Origin of the sequence: Natrialba hulunbeirensis JCM 10989, from assembly GCF_000337575.1 — an archaeon.
Taxonomy (GTDB): Archaea; Halobacteriota; Halobacteria; order Halobacteriales; family Natrialbaceae; genus Natrialba; species Natrialba hulunbeirensis.
Map to the genome: position 1 here is coordinate 137,629 of NZ_AOIM01000012.1, position 11,778 is coordinate 149,406.

Genomic DNA, 11,778 nt, shown 5'->3' on the forward strand with positions numbered 1-11,778 from the left:
GGGGCCTGACCGTTAGTCGTCAGTGTCTGCCTCACCCGCTTCTGCGTCGGGATCTTCGGCAGCTTCGGCCTCCTCGTCACTCTCATCACCTTCTTCCTCTCCGTTTGATTCGTCCTCACCCGTCACGACGTAGGCGTCTTCGGGTTCGGGAACGTCCTCGCCCTCGTCCGCCGGGACGATTTTGTAGATCTCTCCGGTTTCGGGGAACGGCCGGAAGTCGGTGTTCGCGAGGACGTACAGTTCGCCCTCGTGATCGCGCTCGACGGAGTAAACGTAGCGGTTCAGTGAGTCGTCCTCCGCGCCCTCGAACTGGAGTTCGGTGAGTTCCCAGCGTTCGTCGACCTCGACGAGGTCGTTGCCGTTGTCGGTGTCTGTGTCGTTTCCGTTGTTGGTGTCGGTATCGGTGCCGTTGTCGTCGACACCGTTTTCATCGACACCGTTCTCGTCACCAACGTCGTTCCCGTTCTCGTCGTCATCGTCGTCAGCCACCTCGTCGTCGGCCGCTCCCGGCTCAGTCGCAACGAGCACCTCGCCGTCCGCCTCGGCCACACCGAGACTGCTCCAGTTACCGAAGACGAACGTCCCCTCGAGTTCGGGGATCGCCTCACCGGCGTAACGGTGGCCGCCGACGACCACCGAACTGTCGATGAAGGCCTCCGAGACGCGCCGGTGCTGGTACTCCGCGATCGGATCGCGCAGCGGTTCGCCGGCGCGGGCCTCGCCGGCGTCCTCGCCGACCTCGTCGGGACACTCGGCTGGCGGATCGAGCGGCGTCTCCGTACTGAAACAGAGCGAGCCCTCCTTGACGTTCCAGCTGTAGTTGCCGCCTTCCTCGACATCGTAGACAGACTCGATGAAGTGCTGGCCCGCGTCGGCGACGAACAGCCGCCCATCGTCGTCGATCGACATCCCCCACGGGTTCCGGAACCCCCAGGCGTAGTACTCCGCAAGTTCGCCGTCGCCCTCCGCGTCGACCAGCGGATTGTCGTCCGGGATGCCGTACTCGCCGTACATTTGATCGTCGTCGGCGTCGACGTCGATACGGTGGATCCCGCCGAGCAGGTTCTCGCGCGTATCCTGGCCGTTGCCGCCCTCGTTCTCGGGGTACCAGTCCTCGACGTGGCCGATGCCAATGTCGTGGACGTTGCCGCCATCGCCGACCGACGTGTAGAGATAGCCGTCGGGACCGAACGCCAGCCGTCCGCCGTTGTGGTTGTCCTGTGGCTGCTGAATTTCCATGACCGTCCGCTCGCTCTCAGGGTCGACCGAGAGGTCGTCGTCGACCTGGAACTCCGCGAGTACGTCGGTGTGGTTGTAACCGAGTCCCTCTCGTTCAGGCGCGCTGTAGCGGACGTAGAACCGGCCGTTCTGGTCGAACTCCGGGTGGAACGCGATACCGAGCAGGCCGCGCTCGTCGTAGTCGCCGAGTTCACCGATGCCGAGGCTGACGAGCTGATCCTCGATATCCAGTAGCAGATCCATCTGATCCGGCGTCAGCGCCTCGTCCTCGCCGGGGTCTTCGACCTCCTCCTCTTCAGCCTCGTCTTCGGGGTCCTCCACCTGTACTCGCCCAACCATCGTCCCCGGATGCACCTCACAGACGTAGCGATCCATCTCCGGCGTCGCCTCGAACTCGAGTGACTGCGTCTCGCCCTGCTCGGAGATGATCTCCGTGCGTTCGAGGATTGTGTCCGTTTCGTCGAGGATGACAACGTTGTGGGGCTGCCCGTCGCCGTTCTCCCAGGTGAACGTGTAGGTCTCGCCGGCGACTAACTCGAGTGTCGGGTTCTCTGTCCCGTCGAGTTCGTCGGGTTCCATGCCGAACCAGGCGGGAATGACGCCGTTGAAGACGAATTCGGTGCCGCCTTCGAAGGTGTCTCCTGGGTCGGTGTTGGCGTCGTTTGTGTCGTCGGTAGCAGCGTCGTCGCCGTTCGCGTCGTCCGGCTCTTCGGCAGCGTCATCGTCGGCTTCGTCGTCAGTCGCAGTGTCCTCGTCTGCGTCCGCATTGTTTTCGTCATTTGCGATGTCCTCCTCGTCGTCCTCGACTGCAGTATCCGTATCTTCAGCTAACAGATCCGTCACGTACACCTGACCAGTCTGCGTGACGACGACCGTATACACCTCGCCGTTCCATTCGAAGTAATCGAGATCCGTCGGTGCCGCGAGTCCCTCCGCAACCTTCTGTAAGCCGACCTGCTCGCCTTCCGGGAACTCGCCGGCCACCGGGATGTCCTCGAGTTCGGCGTCGACGTCCGTCTCGTCTTCGGCCTCGTCGTCGTCCATTGCCTCGTCGTCATCATCGTCATCCTGCGCGCTCACAACCGACCCCAGCGCCGCCGCGGACCCCGTCGCTGCTAGCGCCTGCAGAAGTGTGCGTCTCGATTGGCCAGGTAACTCGAGTGCAGTCGCGCTGGCCGATTCGGATTCTGCGGCCGAACGGGATCCGTTAGTGGTCGGTTCACGGTCGGTTTCTGTCGTGGTTGTTGCTCGGTGTGTCGGTTCGGATTCTGGCCCGGGTTCGGGTTCGCTCTCGTTCGAAGACATGGTAATCGAAGGTAGTGGGTTGTCTGGCGAGCAGGAAGCGTACCCGTACAGATCGACTGGACGCGTTCGGACGACAGTTTGTTGCCGTCGGCACCATCAATGGAGACCCAACAGCAGAACGTTGCCGTCGCGTTGCCTGCGATGTCTCGCAGTGGGATAGGTGCTGCTCGGGTCGCTACCGTACGCTCGTGGACTCGCCCGGTCACGAGTTCCGGCAGACGCGGTCTTAAACCGGGCAAACCGTTCCGCGGACAACCTGTACTTGTCGTTCGTTTCACATACTAAGGAGTCATTAGGCCGAACCGTGCCACTCGCCCTGCACACCCCGCACAAATCCATTAGTGACGTGTCGGTGTACGGCCACCATGGTCGACCTCGCCTTCTCGACGAACGCGTACACGCGCCACCGCCTTTCCGAGGCCGTCCGACGCATCGCCGACCACGGCTACGCCGGCGTCGAACTCCTTGGCGACGAACCACACGCGTACTTCCCCGAGTTCGACGACGCCGACCGTGACGAACTCACGGCAGTGCTTGACGATACCGGGATCGCCGTCTCGAACATCAACGCCAACACCGCGACGGGGTACTACGACGACGCCCCGCCCTCGTCCTTCTTCGAACCGAGTGTTATCCAGGCAGATGACGAGGCCCGCGCGTGGCGCGTTGAGTACACGAAGCGCGCCATCGACCTCGCTGAGACCGTCGACGCACCCGCCGTCTGTCTCGCGACCGGTCGGCCGCTCCCCGGAACGCTCCCCGAGGAGGCCCGCGAGTACCTCCACGAATCGCTCCACGAGATTCTCGACTACGCAGAGCCTCGCGGCGTGGCCGTCGGGATCGAGTTCGAGCCCGAACTCCTGATCGAGAACACCGATGAGGTGCTCACACTGATCGACGAGATCGGCCGCGACAGCCTCGGCGTCAACCTCGACGTAGGTCACGCCGCGGTCTACGGCGAGGACGTGGTCGAGAGTATCCACCGCAGCGCCGGCTCGATTACGGGCGTCCATCTCGAGGACATCGTCGGCGGCCGACGCGGGAAACACTACCATCGCATTCCAGGCGAGGGTGACCTCGACTTCCGCGCCATCTTCGACGCGCTGGACGACATCGGCTACGACGGGTTCGCGACGCTGGAGCTCTACACCTATCCAGACGAGCCCGATCGGGCGGCCCGGGAGGCATACGACGAACTCTCACAGTACGTGTAGTCGCCGACCGGCTGTAGTCGCCGGCCGGATCACACCGTCCCATCGCGAACCCCGCCGCCACCTCAACGTTTTTGACCCATCGTCCCAACCCATCCGCCATGAAATACGTCCGATTCCGCGATCCGGCAGGGGCAGTTCGACGAGGCACACTCGAGAGCGGCCACGTTCATTTCGCGAACGAGAGCTACGATCTCGACAGCGACGAGATCGACGTGCTCCCGCCGTGTGAGCCATCGAAAATCGTCTGTATCGGCCGCAACTACGCCGACCACGCCGACGAAATGGGATCCGACGTTCCGGACCGGCCGCTGCTCTTTCTGAAGCCGCCGAACGCGCTCGCTGGCCACGGTGATACGGTCACCGTTCCCGCGGGCAAGGAGCGAATCGACCACGAGGCCGAACTCGCCGTCGTCATCGGCGAGCAGTGCCGCCACGTCCCCGAGGCCGACGCGATGGACGTCGTCGAGGGCTTTACCTGCATGAACGACGTCTCGAACCGCGACGACCAGCGCCAGGAACAGAACTGGATCCGCGGGAAGGCCTTCGACGGTGCCGCCCCGCTCGGCCCGGTGCTCGCGACGCCGGACGAGGTGCCAGCCGATGCCAGCGTGCAGACGCGCGTCAACGGCGAACTCCGCCAGGACGGCCATCGCGAGCAACTCATCTTCCCGATTCCGGAACTGATCGCCGAGATTACGACCTACATGACACTCGAACCGGGCGACGTGATCGCGACCGGCACGCCGGAAGGCGTCGGCGCGCTGAACGACGGCGACGAAGTCGAAATCGAGGTTGAGGGCGTAGGGGTACTCGAGCACACGGTTCGCGTTCCTTGAATTGGTCGCCCCCGTTTCGGTTGGTATCGACCGGTAGCGACCGGGTTACTCGACCGTGAACAGATGCCCCTCCGTCGGCACGTCGAACAACCCGATACGCGCCCCCGCGTCGAGCCAGGCGTGGCCGTAGGAGAACGACGCCAACGCGTTCACGAGGTCGTCCTGTTCCCGGAAGTGCCGGCCATCCTCGAGGTAGGACGCCGCCATCCCGTAGCAGTCCGCAGCAGCATCTGCCATCGGGGTCCCCTCCCGCGGCGCGACCGTGGCCTCCTCGAGTGCCTCCGCGAGTAGTCCTTCGTAGCGGTCCGTCTTTTCGGCGAGATCCGCAGCCATACTGAGTTCTTCTCGGACGGAACTGTAAGTGCGTCGCCAGCCGAGAGTGCGGTTCAGAACTGCGCGGGGCGAAACGGAAGTTCGGAACGAAACGGCGACGGGGAGCGGGGCGACAGATCCGAAACGACGAGCCAGCGCTTCAACAATCGGAATACACCGCCACCCATTTCACGGGGTGTATTGTACCGCTGCTGAATGCGCTTGCTCCAGGTGCTCGTCCCGGACGACCGCCGGGACGACGCACTCCGCGTCCTCGATGACGAAGATATCGACTACGTTCGGACCAGCGAGTGCAGCGACGGGGTCGACGCAGAACTCGTGACGCTTCCCGTCCCGACCCAGGCTGTCGAACACGTGCTCACATCGCTCCGGGAGGTCGGCATCGAAGACGAGTTCGTCGTCGTTTCCTCGATCGAGACCGCCCGAACGCCGCACATCGACGAGTTAGAGGAGCGCTTCGTCAGCGGCGACGAAGAGGACGACAGCATTCCCCGCGAAGAGATCCGGACGAAGGCGCTGAACATGACGCCAGGACGGGTCACCTACTATATGATGACGCTTTTGAGTGCCATCGTCGCAACTGCGGGACTGTTGCTCGACTCGCCCGCGATCGTGGTCGGCTCGATGGTGATCGCACCACAGGTGAGCGCGGCGCTAACGGGAACCGTCGGCCTCGTTCTCAACGATCGCCAGATGTTCCGCAACGGCGTTTTATCGCTGGTTCTCGGCCTGCTCGTCGCAGTCGTCGGCGCGTTCGCGTTCGCCTGGCTCATCCGTACCAGTGCGATCGTGCCAGTACCGATCGACATCACGGCTATCTCACAGGTGCAAAACCGAATCTCGCCGGGTCTGCTCGCGCTCGTCGTCGGGATCTGTGCCGGCGCTGCGGGCGCGTTTGGCCTTGCGACCGCAATTCCCGTTTCACTGGTCGGAGTGATGATCGCGGTTGCACTCATCCCCGCCGCGGCCGCCGTCGGCATCGGGCTGGCGTGGGGCGAAGCGGGTGTCGCTCTCGGTGCAAGTGTCTTACTCGCCGTCAACGCGACCTCGATTCTGCTGGCCGGACTCGTTGTCTTCTGGTATCTCGGGTATCGCCCGGCAGGATGGGAAGTCGGCTCCCTGCAGGCGAACCTCTCGCGTGACCGAACGGCGACCATCGCAATCATGCTGGTCGTCGCAGTCATCGTCCTCAGCGGTGCCGGACTGGTGCTTGGACAGCACGTCACGTTCCAGAACGCGGTCAACGACGAGGTCAGAACGGTGCTCGCGGACGACGACTACGCCGATCTCGAACTCGCCGAGGTCCGAACCGAGTTCGAAGACGGTGGCGCAGTCAGCGACGAGACCGACGTTACCGTTGTCGTCGCCCGACCAGCGGACACCGCCTACCCCACGCTGGCGCTCGATCTCGAAGTTGCACTCGAGACGCGGACGGAGCGGCCGGTCTCGGTCACCGTAGAGTTTGTCGAGCGTGCGTCGCCAGCCAGTGGGTGAGGAACATGGGTATAGGTGTTCGATAGAGAGGGTGAGGGTGAGTGAGAGTGAAGGTGAGAGTGAGTGAACGAGTGAGGATGAGAGTGAAAACACGAGTACGTATGAGACAGAGAGTGATACATAGCAGCCCGTTGCTGGGAACGCAAGGGGTTTACGCGCCGTTTCCTTACCATGGAACAGACAGATGAGCGACCAGCCTCGCGTCGAAATCTACACGAAGACGGACTGTCCCTACTGCGATAAGGCGAAGGACCTCTTCGACAGCAAGGGTATCGAGTACGAAGAGTACAACGTGACGGGCGACGACGAGTTGTTCGAGGAGATGGTCGAGCGCGCCGACGGCCGCAAGACTGCACCCGAAGTGTTCATCGACGACGAACTGATCGGCGGCTGGGACGACACCAGCGCGCTCAACGAGACCGGTGAGCTCGACGAGAAACTCGGCATCGCGGACGGGGATGACAGCGACGGAGACGGCGACGCCAGCGTCGAACACCGCCCGCTCATCATCGCCGGCACGGGTATTGCCGGCCTCACCGCCGCAATCTACGCCGGCCGGTCGAACAACGATCCGCTCGTGATCGAAGGTGACGAACCAGGCGGCCAGCTCACCCTCACAACGGACGTCGCGAACTACCCCGGCTTCCCGGACGGAATCAGCGGTCCAGAGTTGGTCAACAACATGAAAGAGCAGGCCAAGCAGTTCGGTGCCGAACTGAAAAACGGCATCGTCGACACCGTCGAGGCCGACCAGCGCCCGTTCCGCGTCGAACTCACGAACGGCGACGTCTACACCGCAGACGCCGTCATCGCCGCCTCTGGTGCCAGCGCCCGAACGCTCGGCGTCCCCGGTGAGGACGACCTGATGGGCTACGGCCTCTCAACCTGTGCGACGTGTGACGGCGCGTTCTTCCGCGACGAAGACATGCTCGTCGTCGGTGGCGGCGACGCCGCCATGGAGGAAGCCACCTTCCTGACAAAGTTCGCCGACACCGTCTACATCGCCCACCGCCGCGAGGAGTTCCGCGCGGAGGACTACTGGATCGACCGCGTCCACGAGAAGGTCGAGGACGGCGAGATCGAGATCATGAAAAACACCGAACTGGTCGAGGTCCACGGCTCCCAGGAAAACGGCGTCGACCACGTCACGCTCGTCGAGAACGAGCAGGGACACCCGACTGACCGACTCGACGATCCCGAGACCAACGAGTTCGAGTTCGACGTCGGTGCCGTCTTCCTCGCGATCGGCCACACGCCGAACACAGAGTACCTCGAGGGTACCGGCGTGACGATGGACGACGAGGGCTACCTCCGCACGCAGGGCGGCGACGGCGGCGGCCAGACCGAGACCGACGTGCCCGGCATCTTCGGTGCCGGCGACGTCGTCGACTACCACTACCAGCAGGCCGTCACCGCAGCCGGAATGGGCTCGAAGGCCGCACTCGACGTCGACGAGTATCTCGAGGACCTCGAACGCGCCGACTCCGCAGCGGAAACGGAAGCCGCAGCGGCTGACGACTAAGACAAAGGTAGCGACAACGGCAGAAACAATGACAGCAAGTTAGCGCTCGAACGCGCTGTGACTATTGTTCTCGTAGCCGATTGGGTACTCGAGTAGCAGCCTACACTGCACATTTCGGTAGTGAACGAAGGAAGGCAACAGGCGGGAGGGGAGCAATCAGGAGAGAATCGTAACGTCCGGCCCGTCGTCGTCATCATCCTGAATGAACTCACCTGAGCAGTCGTACTCGATGATCTCGATCTCCGCGATGTCGGGCTCGTCCTCGTACGGCCCCGAGCGGTCGGACATCCCGTAGACCGTCAGCGAGTCGAGGTCCGGACTCGAGTCGTCGCTATTCCAGCGCTCACAGAGGTGGTTCGCGAAGTACGAGTGGTGGTTCTCGTTCCCCGCAAAGCGCATGTTCGAGAGGTACTTACGCTCTCTGGAGGTGTCGTAGGTTTCGTCGACGTTCGGTGGTCTGTCCCAGTCGACCTCGCTGCCATGGAGTGCGTCGACCTCGGAGCCGTCAGCGAGTTCGCCGGGGACGACGAACCACTGGGCTGTCGAGGTCGGATTCGGCGCGAACATGCGCCAGCTCTGGTCGGCCTGCAGCGTGTCGAGTACCTGGTCACCGGGGTCGGGGACTTCGGTGTAATCGACGGCTTCGGCGTTCGAGAGGATGACAAGGACGAGCAACAGCCACGGGATGACCGTGACGGCGACCAGTCGTCCGTAGCCGATGGCGGTGGTGAGCGGGTCGGTGTCAGGTTGTGGCTTCGGGTCGCCACTGGCTGTTTCGTCATCGTGTGCAGCGCCAGTCTCGTCGTGATTTCCAGCCTCGCTCTCGCTCTTGTTCGCGTCTTCGTTTTCGTTCTCATCTCCATCAGCATCACCATCAGGATCATCATCACCATCACCATCACCATCACCGGTACCGGCCCCATCAGTCCGCACCGGCTCCGCCCCACCAGCCCCCGGAACACGAATCGGCACAACCGGGAGCGTCGTCTGGCACCACTCGAGTACACCCCGAAGCGGCGAGGCGAGACCGATCCGCTGGGCCAGCCGTTCGACCCAGTCCCAGATGACCGGCGGGTAGAACAGGAGCAGGCCAGCGACGACGATCAGCGGAAAGAGATCGATCCGTAGGGTGACCAGCATCCCGAGGTGCATCCCGACGAACCCAGTGGCCAACAGCGCCCGTGGGATCCCCGTCAGGAGGAGCAAGAGCGGTGAGATGACGATCATGACCATCCACGCGTACGTAAAGAGTTCGAGGAGTGCCGTGGCGTCCGCGAGCGTGTTCCCGAGCAGGATCGTTAGATGATCCGCCTGGAAGATGTGGACGACTGCGTTGCCTTCCATCCACGGGTCGCTTCTGGTCTTGTGGATGGCATTGGTGACGTACATCAGGAGCACCTGAACGAGGATGGCAATGGTCCCGATCGTCGCAAGCGTCGTCTCACCGCGCCGCGGGGTGTCGAAGCGACGCGCGTCGACGGACCAGCGCGAGCCAAGCGGGAGGAAGACGCTCCAGAGGAGCAACAGTCGAAGCAGGATGTCACCGCCGTTGAGCACCATCGGGTTGCGGATGTGCAACGAGACCAGGAGAAGCCACGAGACGATGGTCACGAAGCGGGTACGATAGCCGAGAATCAGCGCGAACGCGAACAGACCCGCAATCAAGAACAAGATGCCCTGCACCCACGCCGATCCCGAAAGCGCGTGCAGCGAGTAGACCGACGAGTAATCCGAAAACAGCGCTGCGAGCGGGAGCACACCGGCATCGGTGTAGAACAACTCGAGTTGCCGTGCCCGCATGGCGAGGTCGACGATGAGCAAGAGTCCGAGCGCGATACGAAACACGGCGAGCGCACGCCGATCGATCGCGATGCGTCGCTGGAGCGCACTGCCGAGCCACTCGAGTCCGCGGTCGAGTCGGTCCCGCCCTGTGGACGACGTAGCGGGGGACTGTGAGGGGGCAGACGACGAAGCGGGTGTCGGCGACTGTGAGTCGGATTGAGACTGGCGGTTGGACATCGTCGGACAGGTCGTCTATCGCGAGTCTCGCCCAGATTGGCATAAGTTTGTTGCACGGTGAAAGGTTCGTTTCAGCGAATGAGCCCACTTTCTCACGACGGCGACCTCCCAAGCGGTTGCGTCAGCGAGACTGGGGCGTACGCGACACCGTTCTTGACCTCCTCCCGCGCCTAAAGACGCGGGTATGCGCTCGTACTATGTATCATCTCCACCGTTCACCCACGTTGACGCCCGAACGCAGCAGTACCACAACGACAACCCCTACTCCATCGAGCGCATCGAAACGCTGAACTGTCGCACGCGCCAATATACAGGCCCGAATGAGCCCTGATACGTCCGAGACGAAGCCCCCGGACGACAGCCCCATCGTCCTCTTCGACGGCGTCTGCAACCTCTGTAACGGCTTTGTTCAGTTTCTCGTCCCCCGCGACACTGACGAACAGTTCTACTTCGCCTCGCTCCAGTCTGACACCGGGAAGGAACTGCTCGCCGAACACGGCCTGCCAACGGACGAACTCGAGTCCATCGTACTCATCGAGGGTACCGACTGTTACGTCAAGTCGGCTGCTGTCATCCGAATTGCATCGATTCTGGGGGGCATCTACGCGTTGCTTCGGCCGTTTCGACTCGTGCCGCGGCAGCTCCGCGACTGGGTGTACGACCTCGTCGCAGCCAACCGGTACCGTCTGTTTGGCAAGAAAGACCAGTGTATGATGCCGACGGGGAACGTGCAGCAGCGATTTCTGGAGTGAGCGGACAGCATAGAGCGGACGAGCGAGCACAGCAGCTAGCTGAACGCCTGATTTTACGCCGATTCCGGTGCGTACAGCATGTGTTCGAGCGTTGCCACGAGCTCATCGCTCGTCTCGGGGAGCCACGCCGTCGTCGTTACAGTCGTCCGCCGGAAGAAAATGCCCTGCAGCGTCACACACAGTACTTCGGCCACTCTCCCTGACGCACAGTCGACGAACGCTCCCGAATCGATGCCCGCCTCGATAACCGACTGGAGCCACTCTCGAAACACTCGGTCGCTCCGAGTGAAGTGCTCGCGGTATGCGGTGTCGTGAGCGGCTTGCGCACGCAATTCGATGAACGCCCGGCGGACCGACTGCTCCGGATCGGATTCCGCTGGCGCACAAACGCGTTCGATCGTCTCTTCGAGGGCCTCCCGTGGATTATCGACCGTCTCGTCCAGCGTCGACTCGAGGTAGTCGAGCATGTACTCGAGACACGAGAGGACCAGTTCGTCCTTGCCATCGTAGTGGTGGTAGATCAGCGACTGACTCTTCTCGAGTTCGTCGCCGATCACCGAGAGTGTGAGGTCAGCGTAGCCGTGATCACAGAGTGCCCGATAGGTTGCCGCCAGGATTTCCTCACGCGTTCCAGAGACGGTCTCGAACGGATCGACACTCATCAGTCCAGGAAACCCACTGCAGCAGTTGTCGATTGGTTCGCGAAAGAGAAGCAGAACTGGACTGGGACTTGTCGACTTAGCTGCTGCCAGTTGCTGTGTTTTCTGCCTCCAGGCTCCCTGCCTCTGGTATCCACCCACGTATTGTGCATACCAACGTGGTATGGACGCCACCCCATAAGTGTTTGAATGAACATTCAATCAAAAGGGCTATATACGATCTGCCGACTGTATCACATAATGACCTATTCTCGCGCCCGGTCGTGGAAACGACTCGCTCACTACTGTGGGCCATCCATCGACATGGCAACACAGCACCGAGTCGAGTACGGAGGTGCCACATGAGTCGGTCCAGGGGGGCCGCTGTGCTCGTGGTGCTCGGGTTCTGTCTCTTATACACATCTC

At 62.5% G+C, this 11,778-nt stretch carries 9 protein-coding genes; 5 read left to right on the top strand and 4 right to left on the bottom strand.

The window, feature by feature from the left end; genetic code table 11:
• Positions 1–12: 12 nt before the first annotated feature.
• Complete coding sequence (locus C483_RS03690; RefSeq protein WP_241431467.1) at positions 13–2,319, bottom strand: PQQ-dependent sugar dehydrogenase; 2,307 nt, start codon at positions 2,317–2,319, stop codon at positions 13–15.
• A 590-nt stretch (positions 2,320–2,909) separates the two neighbouring features.
• Between C483_RS03690 and C483_RS03695 the strand changes: the two genes are divergently transcribed.
• Positions 2,910–3,758, top strand: coding sequence for a sugar phosphate isomerase/epimerase family protein (locus tag C483_RS03695; RefSeq protein ID WP_006652009.1), 849 nt, complete (start codon positions 2,910–2,912; stop codon positions 3,756–3,758).
• 98 nt (positions 3,759–3,856) lie between these two features.
• Positions 3,857–4,594, top strand: coding sequence for a fumarylacetoacetate hydrolase family protein (locus tag C483_RS03700; protein ID WP_006652010.1), 738 nt, complete (start codon positions 3,857–3,859; stop codon positions 4,592–4,594).
• A 45-nt stretch (positions 4,595–4,639) separates the two neighbouring features.
• Here the strand turns inward: C483_RS03700 and C483_RS03705 are convergent, their stop codons facing one another.
• The gene (locus C483_RS03705) at positions 4,640–4,927 is read right to left on the bottom strand and encodes a DUF357 domain-containing protein (RefSeq protein ID WP_006652011.1); all 288 of its coding nucleotides are present in this window, start codon (positions 4,925–4,927) and stop codon (positions 4,640–4,642) included.
• Positions 4,928–5,122: 195 nt separating this feature from the next.
• Between C483_RS03705 and C483_RS03710 the strand changes: the two genes are divergently transcribed.
• Positions 5,123–6,421: a TIGR00341 family protein gene (locus tag C483_RS03710; RefSeq protein ID WP_006652012.1), complete on the top strand. Its 1,299-nt coding sequence runs from the start codon at positions 5,123–5,125 to the stop codon at positions 6,419–6,421.
• A gap of 184 nt (positions 6,422–6,605) precedes the next feature.
• The gene (gene grxC, locus C483_RS03715) at positions 6,606–7,943 is read left to right on the top strand and encodes a glutaredoxin 3 (protein WP_006652013.1); all 1,338 of its coding nucleotides are present in this window, start codon (positions 6,606–6,608) and stop codon (positions 7,941–7,943) included.
• 156 nt (positions 7,944–8,099) lie between these two features.
• Here grxC and C483_RS03720 read toward each other — a convergent pair whose 3' ends face one another.
• Positions 8,100–9,962, bottom strand: a complete 1,863-nt coding sequence (locus C483_RS03720; RefSeq protein ID WP_006652014.1) for an HTTM domain-containing protein — start codon at positions 9,960–9,962, stop codon at positions 8,100–8,102.
• Positions 9,963–10,282: 320 nt separating this feature from the next.
• Here C483_RS03720 and C483_RS03725 point away from each other — a divergent pair, with 320 nt between their 5' ends.
• Positions 10,283–10,714, top strand: coding sequence for a thiol-disulfide oxidoreductase DCC family protein (locus C483_RS03725; RefSeq protein ID WP_006652015.1), 432 nt, complete (start codon positions 10,283–10,285; stop codon positions 10,712–10,714).
• Between the two features lie 53 nt (positions 10,715–10,767).
• On the opposite strand, the gene C483_RS03730 is transcribed toward C483_RS03725, so the two are convergent.
• Complete coding sequence (locus tag C483_RS03730) at positions 10,768–11,376, bottom strand: TetR/AcrR family transcriptional regulator (RefSeq protein WP_006652016.1); 609 nt, start codon at positions 11,374–11,376, stop codon at positions 10,768–10,770.
• Between the last annotated feature and the right edge of the window lie 402 nt (positions 11,377–11,778).